The sequence below is a fragment of the Nocardia iowensis genome (genome assembly GCF_019222765.1).
Lineage (GTDB): Bacteria > Actinomycetota > Actinomycetes > Mycobacteriales > Mycobacteriaceae > Nocardia > Nocardia iowensis.
Map to the genome: position 1 here is coordinate 994,161 of NZ_CP078145.1, position 24,799 is coordinate 1,018,959.

The following is a 24,799-nucleotide window of genomic DNA, read 5'->3' on the forward strand; positions in this document are numbered from 1 at the left end:
GATAGACATGGCAGACGACATCCTCGAGCGCCGCAAGCAGTTGTTGGAGAGACGTCTGCGTGAACAGGGTGTGCAGGCATCGCCGCAGGCGCAGGCGGCGCCCGCCAGGCGCACCGGCGAGCCGAGCGCGCTGTCGGCGGCCCAGCGGCGGATGTGGTTCGTCCAGCAGCTGGATCCGGGCGACACCACACTGAACGTTTGCGTGGCCTACCGGCTCGATGGACTCGACGATCCGGAGCGGTTGCAGGCCGCGTTCGCGACCGTCGTCGCCAGGCACGAGGTCCTGCGTACCACCTACCACGTCGGCGACGACGGCGAGCCGTACCAGGTCTCGCGCGACGATGCCGCGATCAGCTGGCAGCACCACGATCTCACCGAGCTGGCGGAAGCCGTCCGGCACCGGCGGGTCGAGGTGCTGGCTCGGCGCGAATTCGCCCGTCCCTTCGACCTGTCCGCCGATCTGCCGTTGCGGCCGTCGCTTATCCGGGTCGGCGAACAGTCTTATGTGCTCATCCTCGTGGTCCATCACATCGGCTGGGACGACGATTCGTGGCCGGTGTTCTTCACCGAACTCAATGCGGCCTACCGTGGTGAGAACACCCTGCCCCAGCTAACTGCGCAGTATGTCGATGTCGAGGTGCCGGGTCGATCCGAGGTGCCGAGTCGGTCCGCGGCCGAGGACAGCGACGGCCTCGAGTTCTGGCGTGCCGCACTGACCCCGCTGCCGGAGCGGCTGGAACTGCCGAGTCGGCGCGCGGGCGGAGCGAACTCCAAGAACGCCGACCGGGTGGTGCGTCAGCTGCCGCCGGAGCTGATGGAATTGGTGGCCGCCACCGCCCGAGCGCAGTCTGCGACCCCATACATGGTGCTGCTCGCGGGTTTCCAAGCACTGATCCACCGCTACACCACCGCAACGGATTTCCTGGTCTCCGTGCCGGTGACCAACCGGCGCGGCAGGGATGCGGAGGCGCTGATCGGATACTTCGGCAACGCATTGCTGATCCGCGCGATGCCGCGCGGCCGAGAAGCCTTCAGCACACTGCTCGGCCGGACGCGGGAGACCGTGCTTGCCGCCTTCGCCCATCAGGACATCGGCGTCGATCGGGTGATCCAAGCGGTCAGTCCGGAGCGGGTGGCAGGCAGCGATGCGATGGAGCAACTGGTCCAGGTCAGTTTCAGCGTGCGCGGCCAGGCCAATGGCTTCGACCTACCCGGAATCGATGCGAGCGAGCTCGCGCTCGGCAGCGTAGTCGCGGCGGAACCACTCGGCCTGATGGTTGTCCAGGACGGCGCGGGCGCCAGGGTGGAGGCCACCTACCAGGTCGACGAACTCGAACCTGCGCGCGCCGCACAACTGCTCGACCATTATGTGCAGCTGCTCGACAGCGCACTCCGCGATCCCGAGGGGCCGATCCGCGACCTCGACCTGCTCGGCGAGACCGGCCGGAAAGACGTGCTCGCGATCTCCCACGGCGCCCTCGTCGACGAGCAGCCGACCACCATGATCGGGATGTTCGAGCGGCAGGTCGGCGCGACTCCTGAGCACATCGCGCTGGTCTCCGATGCGGTCGAACTGTCCTATCGCGCCCTCAACGAGCGCGCGAACCGGTTGGCGCACTGGCTGATCCGGGCGGGTGTCGGACCCGAGGACCTCGTCGCGCTACGCATGGCGACCTCGGTCGAATTCGTGATCGCGGTCCTGGCCGTGCAGAAGGCGGGCGCGGCCTACCTGCCCATCGACCCCGCCTACCCGAGCGAGCGCACCGAGTACCTGCTCGATGATGCCGCTCCCGCCCTGACTTTGGATGTGGCGGCGGTGGTCGCGGCCGAACAGGAAGCGGCGGCACTTCCGGACCACAACCCGGTCGACGCCGACCGCACCATGGCATTGCATCCGTCGAACATCGCCTACGTGATCTACACCTCCGGCTCCACCGGTAAGCCGAAAGGCGTTCCGGTGCCGCATGATGCGATCGCCGAACACCTGTCGGGCTTCAACGCGGAGTGGGATCTCACCCCACAGGACCGGGTGCTGCAGTCGACCTCGGTGAGTTTCGACGCATCGCTGCTCGACATCTTCGTCACCTTGACCGCCGGTGCGCGCGTGGTGATTCCGAAGCCGAACGCTTACCGCGACATCCCGTACGTCGCGGATCTGGTTACGCGCCACGGCGTGACGGTGCTGCACATGGTGCCGTCCATGCTGGCCACGTTCCTCGTGCTGCCGGAGGTGAACGACTGGCGCACCCTGCGCCGCGTTCCGGTCGGTGGCGAGGCGCTGCCCGGCGAGGTGGCCGACCGGTTCGCCGCGCAGTTCGACGCCGAGCTGCGCAACCACTACGGCCCCACCGAGGCGGTGGTGTGTTCGGCGCACCGGGAGATCGACGGCCCGCAAGGCACCGGGATCGTGTCGATCGGCTCGCCGAATCGCAACGTCTACCTCTACCTGCTCGACGACGCCATGCAGCTGGTGCCCTCCGGTGTCATCGGCGAGATCTACCTCGGCGGACGCCAGCTGGCCCGCGGCTATCTGAACCGGCCCGGCCTGACCGCGGAACGTTTCGTCGCCGATCCGTTCCTGCCTGGTGGGCGGCTCTACCGCACCGGCGACCTGGCGCGTCGCGATGACGCCGGCGACATCGAGTTCATCGGCCGCGCCGACGAACAGGTCAAGGTGCGTGGCCACCGGATCGAACTCGGTGAGGTCGAGGCCACCGTCACCGACCATCCCTCGGCCGCACACTGTGTGGTGATCGTGACCGAGCACGAGATGCTGGGTCCGGTGCTTGCCGCGTATATCGTCCCCGCGCCGGGCATGGAGGTCGACCTGACCGGGATTCGCGCGCACGTCGCGGCGACGCTGCCGGAGTACATGGTTCCTTCCGCGTTCGCCGTGATCGATGCGGTGCCGCTCACCGCGCACGGCAAACTGGACAAGCGAGCACTGCCCGCGCCCGCGTTCGCCGAGCGCGCGTACCGGGAGCCGCGGACGCCGACCGAGGTCCGTATCGCCGGCTTGTTCGCCACCCTGTTCACTCGCGAACGGATCGGCGCCGACGATTCGTTCTTCGAACTCGGCGGCCATTCGCTGCTCGCGGCGCGGCTGATCACCATGATCCGTGCCGAATTCGGCATCGATATCGACATGCGGGTGCCGTTCGACAAGCCGACCGTCACCGCGCTGGCCGCGCATCTGGTCGCCGCCTTCCGCGATGAGTTCGAGATCGACCTCGATGAGATCGACAGCTTCGACGATTCCGAGACCGTCGAGCCCGCACCGGTCGTCGAATCACGTTCGGCGAAACCGGAACTGGTGCGCCGGGACCGGCCGGAACGGATTCCCCTGTCCTACTCCCAGCGCGTCTACTGGCTCCAGCGGCGGCTGGAGGGCTCGATCGATGGTGAGAACGTCAGCTACCCGGTCCGCTTCGACGGACCGCTCGACGTGGCCGCGCTGCGCACCGCCATCGATGATGTGGTCGCTCGGCACGAGTCGCTGCGGACCTCCTTCCCGGAGTACGAGGGCGCCCCGTATCAGTTGGTGGCTCCGGCCGCGCCGGTGCCGGTTCCGCTCACCGATATCAGTGCCGCCGACGATATCGACGCCAGGCTGGCCGAAGAATTGGCCGCGGACTGGGATTACGTGTTCGACCTCGCAGCCGAGCCGATGGTCCGGCTGCGGCTGCTCGAACTCGGTCCACAGACCCACGTGCTGTCCATCCTGATGCACCACATCATCGCCGATATGCGGTCCTGTCAGATCTTTCTCGACGATCTGACCGTCGCCTATCGCGCCCGGCTGCGCGGAACCGCGCCGGGATGGTCCGAATTGCCCATTCAGTTCGCCGATTTCGCGATCTGGCAGCGGGAGATATTCGACCGCGACGCCAACCGTGAGGTCAGTGCCTACGGCCAAGCGCAGCTGGATTACTGGCGCAAGACGCTCGACGGGCTGCCCGACGAGATCGCGGTCGCGCATGACCATCCGCGCCCGGCGGTACTCGGGCGCAACGGCCTCAGTGCAGCCCGCGTGCTGCCCGCCGCGACCTGGAATGCGTTGCGTGCCAGGGCAGACGAGGTCGGCGCGACCGAATTCATGCTGTGCCAGGCGGTCAGCGCCGCGGTCGTCAATATTCTCAGCGGTATAGAGGATGTCGCGATCGGCGCCGCGGTGGCCAACCGGATCGGCCAGACCACCGACGAACTCGTCGGTCTGTTCGCCAACGTGGTGGTGATGCGGCACAACGTGACCGGTGATCCGACCCCGCGCACCATGCTCGAGCGCGTGCGCAGCGCGGCGCTCGACGCGATCAGCCATCAGGGCGTGCCGTTCGAGCGTCTGGTGGAGACGCTGAATCCGGCTCGCTCATTGTCGCGAAATCCGTTGTTCCAGGTGATGATGCACTTCCGGCATCGTCCGGCGCCGGTGCCGTTCACGGCGGACGGTTCGACCATGTTGAGCGGTATCGCCGGGTACTACGACGTCTCGTTCATGGATTTCCATCTCGACTACTCGGTGGACACCAACGGTGATCTCGTCGCGCGCGTGGTGGTCAATCCGGAACTGTACGAGGCCGAGACCGGTCAGATCTTCGCCGATGTGCTGGTGGGGGTGTTGCAGGCCTTCGCCGAACAGCCGGATCGATCCTTCGGCGCGCTCGACGTCCTGCCCGAAGGCTGGGATACCGGTCGCTCGGCCGTCCGTCGTGCCGAGGCGGCGGTGGAATCCGGATATGTTGCGCCGCAGACCGATACCGAGCGCACCTTGGCGGCGATTCTGGCGGAACTGCTCGAGATCACCGAGATCGGCCGGGAGGACGGCTTCTTCGGCCTCGGTGGTGACAGCGTCATCGCCATCAAGTGGGCGGCCCGGGCAGCGGAGGCCGGGCTGCCGTTGAGCCCACAGATGGTGTTCGAGTACTTCACGATCGCGGAACTGGCCGCGGCGGTGGACGAGATCATCGCGAATCCACCGGCCGAGGCACCGGACGACGCCGTGGACGAGCAACAGCATGCCCCGATGGCGGCGTCCGGGCTGGATGCGGACGCACTGGCCGCCCTCCAGAGTTCCTGGGCGGCGCAACGTTGAGCGCGACGACGCGGTAGGGGATTCGAGTGCGCCGCTGTGGTGGCCCGGGAAGCAGGGGGCGGTCGATGATGCGGCGAGATAGCAGTGAGGCAGGAGAACAAGATGAGTGAGGCCGTCGCGGAGATCGAGGATGTGCTGGCGCTCAGCCCATTACAGGAGGGTCTGTTCTCCCTGTCCCAGCTGACCGGTGACGGACCGGATGTGTACACGATCCCGTTCGTCATCGATATCGATGGTCCGCTGGACGCCGCGCTGCTGCGTCGTTGCCTCGAGACGTTGCTGCGGCGGCACCCGAATTTGCGCGCGGTGTTCTGGGATCGCGACGTACCCAAGCCGGTGCAGATCGTGCCGGGCCGGGTCGAACTGCCGTGGACCGAACGCGCCGCCAGGGAGGCGGATCTGGACCAGGTCGAAGCCGAGGAGTTGGCACGTCGTTTCGACCTCGGGCGGGGACCGTCGCTGCGCGCCACGCTGGTGACCCTGCCGCCCGCCGAGGACGGCACCGAACGCCGGCGGTTGATCATGACGATCCACCACATTCTGCTGGACGGCTGGTCGCTCGGGCTGCTGTTCGGTGAGCTGCGCGCCCTGTACCTGGCCGGGGGATCGGCGGCGGCGCTGCCGCCGGTGCGGCCTTACCGGGACTACATCGGCTGGCTGGGTGCCAGGGACATGTCGGCGGCATTGCGTTGGTGGGGCGAGCAATTGGCCGGACTGAGCGGACCGCTGATGATCGCCGACGGCGGCACGGGGCTGGCCAGCGTGGCGGCACCGACCGCGCAGGCCGAGGTCACCCGCTTCGATCTTGGCGCGGACGACACCGCACGCCTGCGCGATTGGACGCGACGACATGGGTTGACACTGAACTCGGCGGTGCAGTTCGCCTGGACGTTGCTGTTGTCCCGGCTCACCGATCGACGCGATGTCGTCTACGGGACCATCGTCACCGGTCGTCCGGAGCAGATCACCGGCGTGGAACGCATGGTCGGCCTGTTCCTGAACACCATTCCGGTGGTCTTCCTGGTGGATCCGGCGGCGCCGGTCGCCGCCGAATGTGCTCGCCTGCAACGGGAATCGGCGGCCATGCGGGACGCCGGTTATCTGAGCCTGTCGTCGGTGCAGCGCGCGGCCGGACACAGCTCACTGTTCGACACCATGTTCGTCTTCCAGAACGCGCCGATGGAGGACGCCCTCGAGGTCGATACCGTCGGCGGGGTCACCTTCCGGCCGTTGATGGCCAAGAACCTGACGCACTATCCGCTCACCGTGGTCTCGTACGCGCACGGTGACGAGCTGACTGTCGTGGTCGAGGCGGTCCTGGAATCGGTGCCGTACCTGCCGGACGATATCGGCGCGGCAATGCTGGCCATCCTGCGGCGACTGCCCGAGTCGGCGGATCTGCGCAGCGACGACCTGGACGTGCTGCCGGAAACGGCCATGGTGGCGGCACGCGAGCTCGAAACCACTCCCGAACTGCCCGACCTGGACCGAGCGGCAACGATTTTCGAGCTGTTCGAGCGCCAGGTGCGGACCGCCCCGGACGCGGTCGCGCTGACGACGGATACCGCGACGCTCACCTACCTGGAATTGTTCGAGCGAGCGCAGGGATTGGCCGGAGCACTGCTGGCCCGCGGTGTCGGGCCGGAAGATGTTGTCGCGCTTTATCTGCCGCGAGATGAACGCGCGATCGTAGCGGTCCTGGCGACCCTCGCGGCGGGCGCCGCCTATGTGCCCGTCGATACCGCGCTACCCGCGGCCCGCATCGATTCCATTCTGCGGCAGGCGCGTCCGAAGCTGGTGCTGGTCTGCGACGGCTACGGTGCCGATCTCGACCCGGCGCTCGTGCTGAACCTCGACGATCCCGGCAGCACCGACCGGGCCGTCGCCGAGTTGCCCGCCGTCGCACGGAATCCGGCGAACAGCGCCTACCTCATCTTCACCTCCGGCTCGACCGGCGAACCCAAGGGCGTGGTCAATTCCCATGCCGCCCTTGTCTCCTACTTCGCCGACCATCGGGAACGGGTGTACCGGCCCGCGGTGGCGCGGCTCGGGCGCCCGCTGCGGATCGCGCATGCCTGGTCACTGAGTTTCGACGCCTCGTGGCAGCCGATGGTCGGACTGCTCGACGGCCATCAGATCCACCTGTTCGACGACGCGGCCATGCGCGATGCGCAGCGCCTGGTGGACGGAATGGCCCTGCACGGCATCGACATGATCGACACGACGCCGTCGATGTTTCGTCAGTTGGTGGCCGCCGGACTGCTCGACCGCCCGCCCGCCGTGCTCGCGCTCGGCGGCGAGGCCATCGACACCCAGCTGTGGGATCGGCTGCGCGCCTTGACCGATGTCGCGGTACACAACTGCTACGGCCCGACCGAGACGACCGTCGAAGCGGTCGTCGCCGATGTCACCGCACCGCACGGCGCTGGTCTCGCTACGCCGACGATCGGTCGGCCGACGGCGGGAACCTCGGCGTATGTGCTGGATTCCCGGCTCCGTCCGGTCCTGGCCGGGGTGGTCGGTGAGTTGTATCTCGCCGGTCCGCAAGTGGCCCGCGGCTATGTCGGACGCGCCGCCGGAACCGCGGGGCGTTTCGTCGCCGACCCTTCCGCCGAAGGCGGGCGGATGTACCGCACCGGTGATCTGGTGCGCCGCCTACCCGGCGGCAACCTCGAATATCTCGGCCGCGCCGACGATCAGGTGAAGATTCGCGGGTATCGCATCGAGATCGGTGAGGTCGAAACGGCCATGCGGACGCTGCCTGGCATCGCCGCCGCGGCGGCGACCGTGGTGCGCCGCGGCGACGCGGTGACTCTGGTCGGCTTCGTGGTATCCGAACCGGGCCGGCCAGCCGTTCCGGCCGCGCTACGGCCCGCGCTCGCGGATCGCCTGCCCGCGTATATGATTCCCGCGCGGCTGCTTGTGCTGCCGGGACTTCCGGTGAACGCCAACGGCAAACTCGATGTGCGCGAACTCGGCGTGCTCGCCGAGCACTCGCTCACCGGCGCGGGCGCGTCGGCTCCCACGGAGCCGACCACCGAGACCGAACGTGTGCTCACGAGCGTGCTCACCGAGGTGTTCGACGGCCGCGCGCCCGGCCTCGACGACGATTTCTTTGCCTTCGGCATGGACAGCATCGTCGCGATCTCCTTGGTGAACAAGGCACGTCGCCAAGGTCTCGCGATCTCGGTACGAATGGTGTTGGCAGCACCGACGGTTCGCGACCTCGCCGGTGCGATCGAACGAGGAGTTGCCGAAACAGCATTGGTGTCCGACGACGGCAACGCCGAAGTGCCGCCGCTGCCGATCGTGTCGTGGACCTACGAACACGGGAACTATCGCCGTTTCACGCAGAGTGTCCTGCTCGCCATGCCCCAGGGCATTTCGCGTGCGGAGCTCGAGATCTTGCTGCAAGCGGTGCTCGATGGACATGACATGCTGCGCGCACAACTGGTCGATACCCCGGACGGTTCTCGCCTGGCGTTGCGGGTGCCCGGCAGCGTCCGGGCAACGGATGTGCTGTCACAGATCGACGTCGACCCGGTAGGGGATGGGTTCACCGCGCAGCTGGCACCCGCGGTCCGGTCGGCGATCGATGAGATCGATCCGCGCGTCGGGAACATGGTCCGAGCGGTGTGGTTCCGCGGTGCGCCCGATGGCGACGCGCTGTTCCTGACGATCCACCATCTGGCCGTGGACGTGGTCTCTTGGCGCATTCTGATCGCCGATCTGGCCGAGGCATGGGAACAGGTGCGCTCCGGCATAGCACCGAAGGTAATGGCCGAGTTCACCTCCTACGGCACGTGGTCTCGGCTCATCCGGCAACGCGCTGCCGACCCCGAGGTGTTGGCGCAGCGTGACTACTGGGCCGCGCAGGTGAGCGGCCAGGATCCCGCCATCGGTCGGCGTAAACCGGATCCGGCTATCGATACCTGGGCGTCGCTGCGGGTCACCGAGTCGCCGACACCCGTCCCGACGACCGCGCGCATTCTGAGCGCGTTGTCCAAGGCGGACGGCGTCCGAGAGTTCCTGTTGGCGGCCCTGACGCTGACGTTGCTGTCGTGGCAGCGTGAGCGCGGTATCAATGACACCGCGGGCGCGCTCATCGCGCTGGAGAGCCATGGCCGGGCCGATGCGGTGGCAGGCGCCGACACGTCGAGCACCGTCGGCTGGTTCACGACCGTCTTTCCGGTCCGGCTCGGCGCCGATATGCCCGCCCTCGATGTGGCACGTGCGGAAGACGATCCGAATGTGGGTCGTGCGTTGCTGGATTCCGTTGCGGCACATATTGCGTCGATACCTGAGCAGGGCCTCGACTTCGGGGTGCTGCAGCAGGTGGCCGGGGTCGCGGAATTGGTCGATGCGCCCGAACCCCAGGTCGAATTCAACTATCTGGGCCGCGTCGACCTGATGGGGCCCGGCGAGTCGGCGTGGTCGGTGCTCACGGATCCGGCCTTCGCCGAGGCCATGGCGATGGTTCCGGAACCTGATCTGCCGCTGCGCTATGCCCTCGATGTTGTTGCCATGGTGCGTTCCGCGGCGGAGGGGTCGCAGTTGGTCACCAGCTGGCGCTGGAGCGATGCCTTGTTCACCGCGGACGAGATCGACCACCTCGCCGGACTCTGGGATCGCAGCGTCGCGGTGCTGGTGACGGCAGCGGATCACCGGTGAGCTGGCTTATGGTAGCCTTACCTAAGATTTGGCCGATATCTGCGGTGGATCGTGTATCGCACAGTCGCGGACCAGCTTCCGCTCTAGTTGTCGGCGGGAGTTTCGAAAGTGAGTAGCACTATGCAGCACAAACCGGGGTGGATAAGGAAGTTTCACAAGCCGGATTCCCCCGGGCGGCTGCCGCTGTTGATCTTTCCGCACGCCGGTGCGGGCGCCTCCGCATATCGTGCGCTCTCCAAAGCGTTCAGTGCGCATTACGACGTCATCATCTTCCAGTATCCAGGGCGGCAGGATCGCGCCAAAGAACCGGCGCTCACCTCACTTCAGGACATCGCCGCCGGCGCATTCGGGGAATTCCGTATGTCCGAATACAACCGCGACGAGCCGATTATCGCGTTCGGGCACAGCATGGGCGCGCTCGTTTCCTTCGAATTCGTCCGGCTCGCGCTCGCGGCGGGTGTCGACGTGCGCCAGCTCACGGTGTCGGCGGCGGTGGCTCCGTCGCGGGCCGAATATCGCACGCCGACACCGGAAGACGACGACGAGTTGCTCGACCACCTGATCATGCTCGAGGGCATCAATTCCGATGTGCTCGCGAGCCGGGAGATCATGCGGATGTCGCTGCCCGCCATCAAGGCCGATCACAAGGCCTCCGAGGCGTACCGGTGCCCGGCGAATGTGCGGGTCGGCACCAGGATCCACGCGATCGGCGGCGATCGGGATCCCATCGTTTCGATGGCGGATCTGCACGGATGGCACCAGCACGGCGACGATGTCGAGGTCACGATGTTCGAGGGTGGGCATTTCTATCTGAACAACCACGTCGAAGCGATGGCGGAACTGCTCGCCAAGGATGCGCGGCGGTGACAGCTGCCACGGCGCACGGCGTCGACCACATCGTCATTGCCGGTATGGCCGTCGAGGCGCCGGGCGGAATCGACAGCCCGGGATCATTCTGGTCCGCGCTCGCGGCGTCGAAGGAGTTGCTCGGTCCATTTCCGCGCGACCGCGGCTGGCCGATCGATGAGCTGCTGTCGTTATCGAGACTCGACGACTGGGGCACCGTCTGTGATGCGGGTGGATTCATCGACAACGCGGCCGAATTCGACCCGGCCTTTTTCTGGATCAGCCCGCGCGAGGCCATTGCCACCGATCCGCAGCAGCGGGTCGCGCTGCGCGTCGCGTGGCGGGCGCTGGAGAACACGGGATTGAATCCGGGTGCGCTCGCGGGCGAGGACGCCGGCTGTTTCATCGGTTGTTCTCCGACGGAGTACGGCCCGCCGGGCGCGGAAGTGAACGAATACAACGGCGTTCGGGTCATCGGTTACGGATTGCTGAGTGTCGCGGGCCGTGTGTCGCATGGTCTCGGGTTGACCGGCCCGTCGATGACCGTCGACGCCGCGTGCGCCTCGTCCCTGACCGCAGTGCATCTCGCCGCCGCCGCCGTGCGCGACGGAGACTGCGAATGGGCGCTGGCGGGTGCTGTCTGTGTGATGGGCGCGCCGGGGGTCTTCTACGAATTCGCCAAGCACAACGCGCTGTCGAACGACGGTCACTGCCGGTCCTACTCCGATGACGCCACCGGCACGCTGTGGGGTGAGGGCGCCGGCATCGTCATCGTCGAACGCGAGTCGCGCGCACGTCGACTCGGTCATCGGATCCACGGCCGCCTGCTCGCCTCGCACCACAACCACAACGGCAAGGGCAAGCCGATCCTGGTGCCGCGCACCGACGCTCAGGAGCGGTTGATCCGCAAGACCATCGCGAAATCGGGGATCGATCCGGCGGATGTCGGCATGATCGAGGGACACGGCACGGCCACTCGCGCGGGCGATCCGGTCGAGCTCCGCGCCCTCCAAAATACCTACGGTGCCGCGGGTTCGGCACCGCTGCTCGGTTCGGTGAAATCCAATGCCGGTCACGCACAAGCGGCCGCCGGAATGTTGGGTCTGATCAAACTATTGCTCGCGGGCAGGCATGGCCAGATTCCAGCGACTCTGTTCGCCGACAACCCGACCACCCGCGTGGATTGGGACCGATCGAGTTTGCGGCTGGCCACGGAACTTCAGCCGTGGGAACCGAAGAACGGCATGCGCTACGGCGCGGTGTCGTCGTTCGGTGCGGCGGGTTCCAACGCGCACGCGATTCTCGAGATGCCCGTTCGCGAGGAGAACGACGATGTCTAGCTATCGCCTGCCCGACGGATCGATTCCGGTCCTGCTGTCAGCGGATGCCCCCGCGACATTGCGGGCCGAGGCCGCGGCCATCCTCGCCTACCTGGAGGCGCGCTCCGCGGTTACCCCGGATCGCGTGGCGGACATGCTGTTTCGCACCCGGGTCGCTCGTCGGCACCGCGCCCTGCTGGTAGTGACCGGCCGCGACGACCTCGTCGCGGCGCTAACGGCGGTCCGCGACGGGCACGATCATCCCGCGGTGGTCCGCACCACCGAACCCGCCGCGGCGCGTCGGCTCGCTTACGTGCTGCCCGGCCAGGGGAGCCAGCGCCCCGGTATGGGCAAACTCTTTTACGACCAGGTGGCGGCCTTCCGCGCCGAGGTCGATCGCTGCGACGCGATCTTCCACGACCTGTTCGGCGCATCCCCGCTGTCCTACCTGCTCGACGCCGACGCGGTGGCCGACGACAACGCGACGATCGTCCAGCCCGCACTGTTCATGCAGATGGTCGGCCTCGGCGCGATGTGGCGTTCGGTCGGCGTCGAAGCCGCCGTCACCGTCGGACACAGCCAAGGCGAGATCGCCGCCGCCTACCTGGCCGGAAAGATGACCCTTGCCGACGCGATCGTCGTCGTCGGCACCAGGGCGCGGGCGGTCGACAAGATCGCCTCCGATCGGTACGCCATGGCGGTCGTCGCCGCCGACCGGGACGAATGCGAGGACCTGCTGGCGCGTCAGTCCGGTTGGGCTCAGGTGTCGGTGGTGAACTCGCCGCGGATGGTCGGGATCTCCGGCGACCGGGACACCGTGCAGGCCGTCGTGGATGTGTTCGCCGATCGCGGCCGGTTCGCCCGGGTGATTCGGGTTCGCTACCCGGCGCATACCAGTCTGCTCAACGAGTTCCGCGACGTTATCCGCGATGCCGTGCACAGCAGGCTGGCCAACACCCGGTTCCTCGAGTCCGAGATCGACTGTGTCGGTGCGACTCTCGGCGACATCATCCCCGTCGACCGCCCGGTCGACGAGTACTGGTTCTGGAATCTGCGCAACCCCGTTCGATTCGACCGGGCCATCGCGGGCGCGGTCGCGCGGGAGGTCGACACCTTCGTCGAACTCGCCGAACATCCGACGTTGCAGCTGGCCGTCGAGGAGAGCCTCGCCGAATACGCGGCCGACCGCGGCACTGTGGTGCGCGGTACGTCGAGCCGGACGGCGACCGATCTGAGCGAATTCACCAGAAATCTCGCGGTTCTCGCCGTCAACGATCTGAACTATCCATGGGAGAGCCTTCGCGTCGACGCCAATGCCCCCGCGCGGCTTCCGCTGTCGGACTTCCCGAATGTGCGGATGAACGAGGTGCCGCTGTGGCTTCCGCACGATGTCACCCACGGGCGCGCCAGGTCCACCGCCGCGCGTCCGGGAGTGGTCGCCGCCGCCAGGCCGGAACCGGTCGCTACGGCCAGCGCCACCGCGAAACCGCAACTGCTCGTTGAGGATTGGGTCCGGCTGACGCGGCGTTCGATGACCGCGCCGCGGGCACTCGGCATTGTCGACCACACCGGTCGCAGTGCCGAACTCGCCACCGCCCTCGTCGATTACGCGTCGACCCAGGGCTTGGGCGGGCGACGGCTCGATATCGAAGCGGCCAGCGGCGACCGGGAGGTCGACACCGTCTTGGTCCTACTACCCGCCATGCCCGATCTGGACGGTTCGGCCGCGGTCGCGGAGGTCGCGGAGTTCCTCGGTGCGCGCCGCTGGTGGTTCAAACCCGATGCGGGAGTGACCGAGTACTGGCTGCTCACCGTCGGTGGTGAGGCGGTCGTCCCCGGGGACGCGCCGCCGCATCCGGTGCACGCCGCCGCGAGCGCCGGATTCCGTTCGGCGAGTGCCGAGTACCCGGGTGTCGCGTTCCGTCATCTGGATCTCGCGCCGGACCAGGCGACCGCGCAGGCCGTCTCCTCGATCGTCACCGCGGTGCATACCGCCGAGGAGTCCGAACTCGCTCTGCGCGAAGGCAACCTTTACGCCAAGCGACTCGTCGAAGCGGACCACACAGCGCTGCTGAGCGGTCCGTCGACGCCGGAAAATGTCGTCATCACCGGCGGCACCGGAAGTCTGGGACTGGAATTCTGCGAGCACGTGGTACGCCACGGTGCGCGCTGCGTGACACTGGTGAGCAGGTCGGGGGAATCGGACGCGGTCGCGCGACGACTGCGCGAGCTTCGCGCGCTCGGATCGGCCGAGATCACCGTCATTGCCAGCGATATCGGTGACAAGGCGTCCGTCGCGCAGCTGGCCGACCGACTCCGGGACACGCCCGCGCACCTCATCATCCATGCGGCGGCGGACAATTCGGTCATCGGCGAACTCGAACTCACCGAGATCACCCATGGTCAGGTCGAACAGGCCCTGTCCGGGAAGGTCGTCGGCATCACGAACATCCTCGATGCGCTGACCAGAGCCGATGGCTGCGAAATCGTCCTGTGTTCCTCCCTCGCCGCCACCCTCGGTGGACGTGGCACGGTCGTTTACGCCGCCGCGAATCGGATGGTCGACGCCATCGCGCGGCAGCATCTCGCCGATGGTCTGCGGTGCGTATCGGTGCAGTGGGGCCAGTGGGCCGTCTTCGAAGGCAGCGGTAACGCCGACATCGTGAAACTGGCCGAGGTGGGCTATCTCCCGATGGCTTCGTCGGATGCCATCGCGCTCGGCCTCGGCGGTCTTCGCGGCAATGCCGTTGTCGCCGCCATGGATTGGGCTCGCGGACGCACTGTGCTCAGCGCCTTCGGGTACAACCCCCTCCTGTCCGGGTTGGAAACACCGGCTGCCGCCGCACTCCCGGTCGCCGAACCCGCCCCCGTGGTCGGCGGCGCCACGGTGCGCGCCGTCGATCTGCCCGACCGCATGGTGCGGCTACTCGCCGAAATCCTCGGTGCCGACGATATCGACACCATCGACAGCACGAGATCGCTTGTCGCCCTTGGCCTGGACTCCCTCCAGGCGCTGGAACTGCGCAGACGTGTCCACAGCGAATTCGGCGCCGAGCTGCCGGTGGCCGATCTCATCGGTGGCGCCGCACTCGATGACGTGGTCAGGATCGTCCGGGACGCGACCGGTGGTGCGACGCCGCAGGTGGTCGTCACCGAGGCGGCGCCACCGACCCGGTCGGCCCCGGCGGTGCGGAGCCTGCCCTCGGGCGTGACGGCGAGTGTCGCCGAGCGCATCAACCGAGCGAAAGAGGCTGCCCGCCACGCTGTTCCGAGTGATCTCGACGTCGACCGATTCCGGTCCGCGCGGCGTGACATGGATCTGTTCGGATTGCGCGCCATGCTGGCCGCGCTGCAACCGTTCCTGTCCGACACCGAGATTCGCAGCGTGGATGACATCGCGACCAGGATGCGATTCGCCCCGCGGCATCGATGGCTGCTGCGGCAGTGGTTGCAGGCGCTGGCCTCCGACGGCGGTGTCGAGGGTGATGTCGAGCGCGGCTACCGGTATGTGCGACCGGTACCGGCGCCGACCCGGCGGAGTCTGGTCGAAGTCTGTGCCGACCTCGGCTATTCGCGTCCGCTCGCGACTTTCCTGCAAGCCACCGACGACAAACTGACCGAACTTGCCCAGGGCGCGATGCAGGTTCAGGAACTGCTGTTCCCCAACGGGGATATGGCCACGGCCGAGGCCGCCTACCGGGACAACATCAGCAGCCGCTACCTGAATCTCGCCGCGGGCCGGGCGGTCGCCGATCTGGTCGACGGACTGCGCGGTGACCGGTCGCCGGTGCGGGTGCTCGAGCTGGGCGCCGGAATCGGCGGCACCACCGACGATGTCACGGCGGCGCTGTCCGGACTGCCGGTGGAGTACCACTTCACCGACGTGTCCACCTTCTTCCTCGCCGCCGCGAAACAACGGTTCGCCCACTATCCGTGGATGCGATACGGCATCGTCGATATGAACGCGGATCTGGGTAATCAGCCGCGCTACGACATCGTGATCGCCGCGAATGTGCTGCACAACGCCTACGACATCGCGGTAACCCTCGGGCAGCTGCACGATCTGCTGAATCCCGGCGGCGCGGTGGTGATCATCGAGACCTGTCACGCGCACTGCGAGCAACTGACCTCCGTGCACTTCCTGATGTCACCGCGCGAGGATCAGCCGCACGCCGGTTTGACCGATGTGCGCGCGGGTACCGACCGGATCTTCCTCACCGAGCACGAATGGCGGAATGAACTGGCAGCGGCCGGTCTCACGCCCGAACTGGTGCTGCCCGAGGCCGACCACCCGGTCGCCATGCTCGATCAGCGAGTCTTCGTCGCCGTACGCGGCCGGGACAGCTGAGGCAACGGCGGGTTACCTGCGCCACCCGGTGCCCATGGCAGTCGGGTGGCGCAGGCCGATCACCTACCGCACTACCGTCGAACCGCCGCTCAGCGCGGCGCCGGAGACCCGATGATGATGCTGCCGACGCTGCATTCCTCGAGTTCGTCTACGCCGGTGGCGGTGACGAATGCCTCGGTGTCGCCGAATCCTTGAGCGCATGCGCCGAGCCCCATGGCGGTCGCCGCGAGGTAGATCGTTTGCATCAGCACCCCGACGTGTTTGAGTACGACGGCGTAGGAGACCTGCTCATAGGTCCACATGACGCGGCCCGTGCGGGCCCCCATGACGAGCAGCACCTGCGGCTGCGCGCCTTCGGACAAGGTCGCCGAAGTGGACTTCACCAGCTTCGCCACCGCCGGGCTGTCCGCGGCGGCCACCGGGCGCAGCACATGCTCGTGCGAGTCGTAGTGGTACATGCCCGGCGCGAGCCCGGCGACATGGCGCACCACCGGATAGAGCTCGAGTTCGTAGACGCTGCCGCCGCTTGGATAAGGCTTGGACACCAGTTCCTCGCCCGCCACCTCGGAGCGAGTGCTCCTGATGCGCGCCGTGCGGTACAGCAATTCACCCAGTTGTGCCACCGTGATCGGGGCGGTGTCGTCGAACTCGCGAGTGGAGATCCGGTCCTCGAGCACGGCGGTCAGCGTCGGATCGGTCTCGCGCAGTGCGCTCAGATCCGGCGTCGGTAGCGCGATCGGCTCGCCCGGATAGGCCGCCTTGCGTGCGGGCGGCTGCGGGAACTGTCCCTTCGCCCACTTGGTCGGGCCGAAATGTTCCCACGTGACGATGCGCTCGCCCAGGGTGCTGCGCCGGTGGAACCACAGATCCGGTGCGCTCCAACTGCGGGTGGTGAAGTCGTGATCATCGGCGTCGGTGTCAGCGACGAGGAATCCGCACCGGAACAGATCGTCGGCGAATTGCGTTTTCACCGCGATCGGCAGGTTGCTGTCGGCCGCGCCCGGACCGTCGAGCAGCGCCAGCAGCCGTGGGTCGTGGATGCGCACATCGCACCACGAGAGCGGATGCTCCAGGACGAATCCGTCCGAATCGCGATGCAGCACCGCGAACTTCGACAGTGTCGCCGACCAGATCGGCCTGTTGTCCGGCCGGGGGCGCGGCCGCCCGAACGGCTGCACGCTGTAGAGGTCGCGTCCGCCGTCGCGCACCGTCACCGCCAACCAGCCCTCGGTGGCGAGCCGCTCCACCAGATCGGTCACGTCGTCCTCGCCCGCCGCCTGGGACAGCTCGGCGAGCGTCGCGGAACGCTGGTTGAGGGTCTTGAGGGCGAGCAGTTGTCCCTTGGTCAGCCCGGGCAGCTTCTGGTTGTTCGGCGGATTGAGCAGGATCGCACCGGCGGGGGTGGTCACACATGTGGCCCCGGCGCGCAGTGCGAGCCGAGTCTGATCCGAGAAGGTGAGCGTTGGCACGACCGAAAACTCTCTGCTAGCTAGCTACTTCGCGACCGCGACCAGCGCCGGGGTCAGCTTGTCGAGGATGTACGGCACCGACAGCGCGGTCGGCTGGTTCACCGCCGTGATATCCAGCGTGTTCAGGAACACCACGGTGTTCTTCCGCACCGCGGGCAGATCGGCGTATCCCGGGAGCTGGCGGTACTTCTCGTCCATGCCGGGACCAGCGCCTGCCAGCAGCAGATCGGCGGTGAGTTGGTCGACCCGCTCGGTCGAGAGCGCCAGACGGCCTTGAACGGAGGGCTGGTCCATCAGGTTCTGCGGAATGGTCATGCCCAGTTGCGCGAAGACGCGGGACGAGCCGTCGTTCGGATCGGTGAGCACCATCAACTGCGACATGCTGCCGAGCCAGGTGCTGGCAAAGGTCTTGCCCTTCAGGCCGGGATTGGCCGCGACGATTCCGGCGATCTTGCTGTCGACACCCGCGATCACCTTGTTCGCGGCATCCTGCTTGCCGAGGATCTTGCCGAGCGTGGTGACCTGGTCCTGCCACTTGCTGACCATGTCCTTGGTCAGGCCGGGCACGGTGGGCGCGATGCGAGACAGGGTGTCGTAGGTCTTCTGATCCGCGATGAACGGGTCGGCCAGGATCAGATCGGGCTCCAGTGCGGCGACCTCCTCGGAGAGGGTCGCGCTGCTGGTGATCGCCTTGGACGAACCCAGCTTGTCCGGCTGCCACGGCGGCACCGAGGTGGACGCGATCGCGGCATTGTCGATGTAGGCGACCGGAACCGTGTCCAGGGCCAGCGCGGTGTCGAGCCACTGATTGCCGAGCGTGACAACCTTTTTCGGGGTGCCCTGGATGGTGGTCTCGCCGCGGGCGTGGGTGATGGTGATCGCCTCGCCGCCGGAATCGCCGCCGTCAGTGCTCGCCCCGCAACCGGCGATGCCGAGTGCGAGCGCGCCCGCCATTGCCGCCATTGCCACGCGCACCAGGCCACGTCGGGTCCGAACCGTTGTCATCGTTGCATCCTCCTTCGTCGAGGAACGCCCTCGATCCGGTTCTGTCGAGCCCGACTCAGCATAAGTCAGCCAAGGCTAACCTACCTAACGCCGACAATGGTCCGCCCCGGCAGGGCGGTTAGGGTCGTCAGCGATGAACTCCGTACCTGGTTCCCTTGTGCTGGCGATCGCGGCGTTCGGGGCGATCGTCACCGCCGGACGGTGGTGGCTGGTGAGCGACACGAATCTGGATCGCGTGGTCAATCGCCTGTGGAGTTGGGAGATCTGCGGGTTCCTGGTGCACGGCATCGTGTCGGCAGCAGGTTTCCCGAATCTGGCTCGGCAACTCTTCATGTGCTGCGGGTTGATGGCGGGTGCCGCCGCGTACGGGTTCGCGCGACTGTTGTTCGAGGGGAAGGCCCGATATCAGGGGCGCCGCAGGCAAAGCCGGTACGACACGCTGGCGGCGGTCGCGGCCGGTACCCTGCTGCTGGCCGAACCCGCCAGGAACTACCTGCTGCCGTTCGATTGGTCCAGTGCGGTGTGGGCGGGTTCCGGAGTCTTCACGACAATTTCGGGATTGATGATCCTGCGTGTCTGTGCCCGAGACTTGCGGACGGGAGACCTGACGACCAGAGAGATGATGCTGGACCTCGCCCTGCTCGTCCTCTCGATCTACTGGACCGTGGGTTCCGCCATCTCCGTCGTCCGGACAGTCGCGGGGGTGCCGCCGACCGAACCGGGCGTGGTGTGGGTAACTGTCACGTTCGCCAGCTTCTTCCTTGTCACCCTGCTGATTTCGATCCCGATGGTCAACGTGCTGCTCACACGCGTGGGATGGGATCGCGCGAGTCGGCACTGTCGCCGCCTCGGCCCGATGTGGCACGACCTCACCGCAGCGGTGCCGGAAGTCGTGCTGCCGCACGATGACTCGGCGCGCGATGATTCCGCGTACCGGCGGTACCGGATGACTGTCGAGATCTGGGACGCGATGTTGCAATTGCGGCCGTACATGCAGGAAACCGGGGTCCGCCCGATGTTCGGCGACGGCGCCAAGCGCTACGCGCAGATGATGGCGCGGGCAGGCCACGCGAAGGTTCGGGGTGCGCTCCCGGCCTCGAAGCCAGGTGCCTGGGCCGTGCCGCGCCCACCCGATCGCTCCGCGGAGCTTCGTACGCTTCTGGCCTTGGCTCGGGTCTGGCCGGCCGCCCGGACGCGCGTCCAGCAGGACATTCGAGCTTCCTAGTCCGGATTGGTCGGCAAATGGGCTGCGGCTCTACTGTCGACGGCGATGAGCGCCATACCGTCTTGGACCGTGCTACCGGTCATTGCCCTCGCCCTGGCGATCGTCGTCGGTCGCTGGATTCTCGTCGACGACACCGCCGCTGACCGCGCCATCAACCGCGCGTTGACGTGGTACGTCGGCGCGCTGGCGCTGTATGGGGCGGCAGCGGCGATCGGCTGGGCCGAGGCCGCGCAACGGCTGTATCTCGGCTGCAGCGCGCTGGCCTGTGCCAGTCTTTACGGCTTTACCTGGCTGCTCAACGGAGGCGCTGCGGAGGCTGCTCCGCGGCGGCAACGCAGGTACGATTCCGTCGCCGCCGTGACTGCCCTAGCGGTCCTGGTCGGACCAATGGAGCTGGTCACCGCCGTCTGGGTAGCTTGGGGGCTGCCGGTTTTGGTCTCGGGTTTGCTGATCACTCGAGCATGTGTCCGAGAATTGCGGACCGCAGGCGCCACGACACACGAAAAAGTGGCGTACTCGGCGTTGCTCATAGTCGCTCTGCACTGGGTGCTCTCCGCGATCATCATGACCGTGCGTGCGATCTGCGGAACCACGCCCCAGAACTCCGGAATCCCGTGGATCGTGCTGTCTACTGCAAGCTTTGTGCTGCTTGCCGCGTTGATCGCTGTCCCCTTGGTGATCGCGATCATGGTCCGTACCGGTTGGGACCGAAACGGTCGGGCATGCCGTCGGTTGCAACCGCTGTGGAAGGACCTCACCGCTGCGGTACCCGAGGTGGTCCTGAGGTACGAGCGCACCGACGGGCGGGCATCCGCGTCCCGCCTGTATCGGATGACCGTCGAAATCGGCGACGCCCTTATGCATCTGCGGCAGTTCGCGCCTGACGACGGCTCGACTCGGACGGACACCATCCACGCCTACGCCCAGCGGATCGCCGAAGCCGCCGAGCTGAAGCGACTCGGTACCCCGCCGAGTCGAACCCACCACACGCGCAGCACAATTCGGCCGCCAGCCGACGACCGCAGCACCGAACTGCGTAATCTGCTCGCCTTGTCCCGCGAATGGCCCCGTGCCCGAGCTGCGGCAGCGATGGGGAAAACTGTCTAGCCCGAAGCGCCTTGTTCGGTAGGTGACGCCGACAAACTCGCGCAAGCTATGTCGGTTCCACGCGCCGATCCCACACCCTGTCCTGTGGTTCGCTATGCGGTCGGAGGGGACATATCGTTTACGGGATGCATTCCGCGCCTCCGGTGCTCACGGCCGCCGCCGTCCTATTCGTCGGCTTGATCACAGTCGGTCGCTGGCTGCTCGTCAACGACTCTCCGGTCGACCACCTGATCAACCGCGCGTTGCGCTGGAATATCGGTTCCGTCATCGCGTACGCGCTCGCCACCGGGCTGAGCCGTCCCGACCTCGGTCAGCGGCTGTTCCTGGGTGTCGGCATGCTCGCGCTGTCGAGCTGCTACGGATTCGTCGTGCTGCTTGCCGGAGCCGATTCGAAGACGGCACGCAGCCGCCAGCGTGGCTACGACGCGTTCGCGGCGGCGGTCGGAATCCTCGTTCTGGTCTGCGCGCTGGCCGACGAAGCAGGGCTGAGGTTGCACAGAGTGTTCGACTGGGAGCGAATTCTGTGGATAGCGATCGGTGTGGTGGTCGTCTGGATCGGGACGCTGCTCATGTACGCATGTATCGGTGAACTCCGCACCGCCGCTGCGTCTCCGCGAGAGAAGCTGATCTATTCAACTCTGTTCTTTCTGGGCCTGTACTGCGCCGCGTGCTCGGTCTACGCGTTGCGCAACCCATCCGGCGTCGCGTCCGGAACCCCGGGGGCGGCATGGGCTGTCGGATCCCTCGTCGCCATGATTCTGCTGGCCGGATTGGTCGCGGTCCCACTGATCAGCGCCCTGATCGTCCGGGCCGGTTTGGACGAGGCGGGCAGGCACTGCCGCCGTCTTCGACCACTGTGGCGGGACCTCACCGGCGCTGTCCCGGAGGTGGTTTTGCATGTCGAGCGCGCCGATCGCCAGAGCTCCACCTCTCGGCTGTACCGGATGACTGTCGAAATCGGCGATGCTCTCCTGCATCTGCGGCAGTTCGCCCCTGATACCGGCTCGACTCACACCGACAGCATCAGCGCCTACGCCTTGCGGATCGCCGAAGCCGCTGAGCTGAAACGGCTCGGCACCTCGGTGGTTGCCCCAAGCGCGTGCTCCCGCGCCGCAATTCAGCCTCCTGCCGAGGATCGCGGCGCCGAACTGCGCAATCTGCTCGCCTTGTCCCGCGTCTGGCCACATGCCCGCGCCACTGTGGCAGCGGCGCGGGTCAGCTGCGGAAACTGATGCGGGGCACTGCTTCGAGAACCACAGTGCCTTAGCCGACCCCCGACGCAATGCAGGCACTGGCGATGGCCGCCGTGTCCCAATAGAACGGATGCACCTCGGAGATTCGGCCGTCGATGATCGTAATCGTTTGCAGGATAGGGAAAGTGAGTTCGCGGCCGGTAGCGCGGGCACGGGCGCGGACTCGGGTGTGCACCACGGTGGTCTCGCCGGTCGCCAGGAACTCCTGCTCGAGGAGTTCGAAGGATGCCCAGGTCTGCGCCATGGTGCGGAAGAACTGTTCCATGCCTTCGTGGCCGCGCCAGGCTCCGCCGTAGGGCAGACCGGCGGCCTGGTGCAGGGCCACGTCGGTTGCGAAGAAGGGGGCGAGCAGGTCGAACGAGGCGCTGCCGGGACCGCCTGCCGCCAGGTACTCGGCTTCGGCCGCGTACATTCCGGTCAGCACGGTCATCGGGTCGGTGGTGGGGAGCGTCATGCGCTCAGTTTGCCCAGCGACCGGCGGCCGAGACCGGCGGTAATCGGACGGCGCATCGCCGACGGGGAAATCCGCCCGAGGTCAGCGCGCCACGGGCTCTCGGCTGGTGCCGCCCCGGACGCCGATGGACATGAGGTCGGCGGGTTCGTCGAGTTCGATGCGGTGCCAACGACCTCGTGGCACCACGTAGGCCGTGCCCGCGGTCAGCCGGACCATCGGCTCCTGCTCGCCGGAGTGCTCGGGGCGCAGGTACAGGCGCACCGCGCCGGACAGGCAGCAGACCGCTTCTGCCGCGGACGGGTGCATCTCCCAGTGATCGGCGTGCACGTCGGCATCGGTTTCGACGTGGAAGGCGGCGAGTTGCCAGCCGTCACCCGCGCTCATCCGGCGCTCGCCCGCTCGGACGTCACCGTCCGGGCGGAAGTGGAGTCCACGGGCGAACAGGTCGATCGGTACGAGGGTCATCATGTTCCTTTCATCGGACTACATCGGAAAGCTGTTCGGGGCTAGCTGTTTATGCTGCGGAAAGCTCCGCGGGTTCCGGTGATTTCGGTGTGGTGGTCGGGGCAGCCCGTCGGGTCGAGGGGAGCACCGCGGCGGCGACGATGGTCGCTGCGGCGAAAAGCAGTGCGGCGCAACCGAGGCCGAGTGCGTAACCGTCGTTGAGGGCGGTCGGGTTGGCGCTGTCGCCGGTCCGCGCCGCCGCTACGGTCGCCAGCGCGGCGACGCCGACGCTGCCGCCGAGCTGGCGGAAACTGTTGAAGACGCCGGAGGCCATGCCCGCCTCACCGGGTGCGACGCCCATGGTCGCCGCGGCGGCCACCGGAGCCAGGCACAGGCCGAGGCCGAAACCGCCGACCAGGCACGGGCCGAGGACATCGACGAGGAAGCTGCCGTCGGGGCTGATGAGGGCGAACCAGCCGATGCCGACCGTGGTGACGAGTCCACCGCCGACGAGTGCCGTCTTGGGGGAGCGGCGGGCACCGACCCGGGTCGCGACCACCGTCCCGGCGACCGCGCCGAGCGAGAACGGCAGGAACGCGGCGCCGGTCGCGCCCGCGCTCATCAGCAGCACCTGCTGCATGTAGAGCCCGATCAGATAGAACGCGGTGAATTGCCCTGCGCTGGCGAGGAATACGAACAGGTTCGCACCAGCCACCCAACGGTTGCGGAAGAGTCCGAGACGTACGAGCGGTGATTCGGCCACCCGCGCTTCCACCGCGACGAAGGCGACGAGCAGCGCCGCACCCGCACCCAGCATGCCGCCGGTGACGCCCGATGCCCAGCCGTAGTGATCGGTCCGCACTACGCCGACTACCAGCAAACCTATTCCGGCGGTGGCCAATACGGCGCCCAGTGCATCGACTCGGTGACGTCTGATTTCCGGCCGCACAGCGGGCACGCCGATGACGGCCGCACCCACCGCGATCGCCACGATCGGCACATTGATCAGCATCACCCAGCGCCAGTTCGCGTACTCGGTGAGCAACCCGCCGATCAATACTCCCAGTGCGCCGCCCGTCGCATTCACCGCGCTCCAGACACCAAGTGCCCGTACTCGCGCAGGCCCTTCGGCGAACACGGTGGTCAACGTGGACAGTGTGGCCGGAGCGACGGCCGCCGCCGCAACTCCCTGAATTGCCCTCGACGCCACCAACTGCCACGGCTCCTGCGCGAAACCCCCCGCCAGCGAGGCGATTCCGAAAACGACCAAGCCGCCGACGAGAAGCCTGCGCTGCCCGAATACATCACACGCCTTACCGCCGAGCAGCAGAAACCCGCCGAAGGTCAACGCGTAGATGTGCACCACCCACACCAGGTCGAGCGGCGCGAACCCCAGATCCGCCCGAATCGAGGGCAGCGCGACGTTCACCACCGCGATATCCAGCGCCACCATGAACTGAGCCACCGCCACCGCGGTCAAGGCGGCGCGCGGCCGCACAGCAGAGTTTTTATACATGTATACAAACTAACCGCATGGTCGTCCCCGTGTCCACACCTCCGTTCGGCAAT

At 67.2% G+C, this 24,799-nt stretch carries 13 protein-coding genes; 8 read left to right on the top strand and 5 right to left on the bottom strand.

Features of this window, described 5'->3' with window-relative positions:
• Nucleotides 1-7: 7 nt before the first annotated feature.
• The 5 genes from KV110_RS04550 to nbtC all read left to right on the top strand — a co-directional run bounded on the left by KV110_RS04550 (nucleotide 8) and on the right by nbtC (nucleotide 16,273).
• Nucleotides 8-5,089 carry a non-ribosomal peptide synthetase gene (locus KV110_RS04550; RefSeq protein WP_218473700.1) on the top strand — a complete coding sequence of 1,694 codons (5,082 nt, stop codon included), beginning with the start codon at nucleotides 8-10 and terminating at the stop codon, nucleotides 5,087-5,089.
• A 102-nt stretch (nucleotides 5,090-5,191) separates the two neighbouring features.
• Nucleotides 5,192-9,760, top strand: a complete 4,569-nt coding sequence (locus KV110_RS04555) for a non-ribosomal peptide synthetase (protein WP_218473702.1) — start codon at nucleotides 5,192-5,194, stop codon at nucleotides 9,758-9,760.
• A gap of 120 nt (nucleotides 9,761-9,880) precedes the next feature.
• Nucleotides 9,881-10,627, top strand: coding sequence for a thioesterase II family protein (locus KV110_RS04560; RefSeq protein ID WP_218478168.1), 747 nt, complete (start codon nucleotides 9,881-9,883; stop codon nucleotides 10,625-10,627).
• Complete coding sequence (locus KV110_RS04565) at nucleotides 10,624-11,946, top strand: beta-ketoacyl [acyl carrier protein] synthase domain-containing protein (protein WP_281427741.1); 1,323 nt, start codon at nucleotides 10,624-10,626, stop codon at nucleotides 11,944-11,946. Before KV110_RS04560 ends, KV110_RS04565 begins: the two co-directional genes overlap by 4 nt.
• The gene (nbtC, locus tag KV110_RS04570; RefSeq protein ID WP_218473707.1) at nucleotides 11,939-16,273 is read left to right on the top strand and encodes a nocobactin polyketide synthase NbtC; all 4,335 of its coding nucleotides are present in this window, start codon (nucleotides 11,939-11,941) and stop codon (nucleotides 16,271-16,273) included. The genes KV110_RS04565 and nbtC overlap by 8 nt, the downstream gene beginning before the upstream one ends.
• A gap of 89 nt (nucleotides 16,274-16,362) precedes the next feature.
• Here the strand turns inward: nbtC and KV110_RS04575 are convergent, their stop codons facing one another.
• Together KV110_RS04575 and KV110_RS04580 are read right to left on the bottom strand one after the other, a co-directional pair.
• A complete protein-coding gene (locus tag KV110_RS04575) occupies nucleotides 16,363-17,742 on the bottom strand; it encodes a SagB family peptide dehydrogenase (protein WP_218473709.1) in 1,380 nt (459 codons plus the stop codon).
• 24 nt (nucleotides 17,743-17,766) lie between these two features.
• A complete protein-coding gene (locus tag KV110_RS04580) occupies nucleotides 17,767-18,747 on the bottom strand; it encodes an ABC transporter substrate-binding protein (RefSeq protein WP_246634345.1) in 981 nt (326 codons plus the stop codon).
• 133 nt (nucleotides 18,748-18,880) lie between these two features.
• On the opposite strand from KV110_RS04580, the gene KV110_RS04585 reads away from it, so the two are divergent.
• From KV110_RS04585 to KV110_RS04595, 3 genes are all read left to right on the top strand, one after another.
• Nucleotides 18,881-19,972: an MAB_1171c family putative transporter gene (locus tag KV110_RS04585; RefSeq protein ID WP_218473711.1), complete on the top strand. Its 1,092-nt coding sequence runs from the start codon at nucleotides 18,881-18,883 to the stop codon at nucleotides 19,970-19,972.
• A gap of 45 nt (nucleotides 19,973-20,017) precedes the next feature.
• A complete protein-coding gene (locus KV110_RS04590) occupies nucleotides 20,018-21,079 on the top strand; it encodes an MAB_1171c family putative transporter (protein WP_218473713.1) in 1,062 nt (353 codons plus the stop codon).
• Nucleotides 21,080-21,204: 125 nt separating this feature from the next.
• Nucleotides 21,205-22,311 (top strand): MAB_1171c family putative transporter, encoded by a 1,107-nt coding sequence (locus KV110_RS04595; protein ID WP_218473715.1) that lies wholly within the window; start codon nucleotides 21,205-21,207, stop codon nucleotides 22,309-22,311.
• Nucleotides 22,312-22,342: 31 nt separating this feature from the next.
• Here the strand turns inward: KV110_RS04595 and KV110_RS04600 are convergent, their stop codons facing one another.
• The 3 genes from KV110_RS04600 to KV110_RS04610 all read right to left on the bottom strand — a co-directional run bounded on the left by KV110_RS04600 (nucleotide 22,343) and on the right by KV110_RS04610 (nucleotide 24,746).
• Entirely contained in the window at nucleotides 22,343-22,786 is a 444-nt protein-coding gene (locus tag KV110_RS04600) for a nuclear transport factor 2 family protein (RefSeq protein WP_218473717.1), read from the bottom strand.
• 81 nt (nucleotides 22,787-22,867) lie between these two features.
• Nucleotides 22,868-23,251 carry a cupin domain-containing protein gene (locus KV110_RS04605; RefSeq protein ID WP_218473719.1) on the bottom strand — a complete coding sequence of 128 codons (384 nt, stop codon included), beginning with the start codon at nucleotides 23,249-23,251 and terminating at the stop codon, nucleotides 22,868-22,870.
• A 49-nt stretch (nucleotides 23,252-23,300) separates the two neighbouring features.
• Nucleotides 23,301-24,746, bottom strand: a complete 1,446-nt coding sequence (locus tag KV110_RS04610) for an MFS transporter (RefSeq protein ID WP_218473721.1) — start codon at nucleotides 24,744-24,746, stop codon at nucleotides 23,301-23,303.
• Between the last annotated feature and the right edge of the window lie 53 nt (nucleotides 24,747-24,799).

Bases quoted from the DNA above. Each gene is read 5' to 3' on its own strand.
- KV110_RS04560 (WP_218478168.1), top strand. From the start codon at position 9,881: ATGCAGCACAAACCGGGGTGGATAAGGAAGTTTCACAAGCCGGATTCC.
- KV110_RS04580 (WP_246634345.1), bottom strand. From the start codon at position 18,747: ATGACAACGGTTCGGACCCGACGTGGCCTGGTGCGCGTGGCAATGGCG.
- KV110_RS04590 (WP_218473713.1), top strand. From the start codon at position 20,018: ATGAGCGCCATACCGTCTTGGACCGTGCTACCGGTCATTGCCCTCGCC.
- KV110_RS04550 (WP_218473700.1), top strand. From the start codon at position 8: ATGGCAGACGACATCCTCGAGCGCCGCAAGCAGTTGTTGGAGAGACGT.
- KV110_RS04610 (WP_218473721.1), bottom strand. From the start codon at position 24,746: ATGTATAAAAACTCTGCTGTGCGGCCGCGCGCCGCCTTGACCGCGGTG.
- KV110_RS04600 (WP_218473717.1), bottom strand. From the start codon at position 22,786: ATGACGCTCCCCACCACCGACCCGATGACCGTGCTGACCGGAATGTAC.
- nbtC (WP_218473707.1), top strand. From the start codon at position 11,939: ATGTCTAGCTATCGCCTGCCCGACGGATCGATTCCGGTCCTGCTGTCA.
- KV110_RS04585 (WP_218473711.1), top strand. From the start codon at position 18,881: ATGAACTCCGTACCTGGTTCCCTTGTGCTGGCGATCGCGGCGTTCGGG.
- KV110_RS04605 (WP_218473719.1), bottom strand. From the start codon at position 23,251: ATGACCCTCGTACCGATCGACCTGTTCGCCCGTGGACTCCACTTCCGC.
- KV110_RS04555 (WP_218473702.1), top strand. From the start codon at position 5,192: ATGAGTGAGGCCGTCGCGGAGATCGAGGATGTGCTGGCGCTCAGCCCA.
- KV110_RS04595 (WP_218473715.1), top strand. From the start codon at position 21,205: ATGCATTCCGCGCCTCCGGTGCTCACGGCCGCCGCCGTCCTATTCGTC.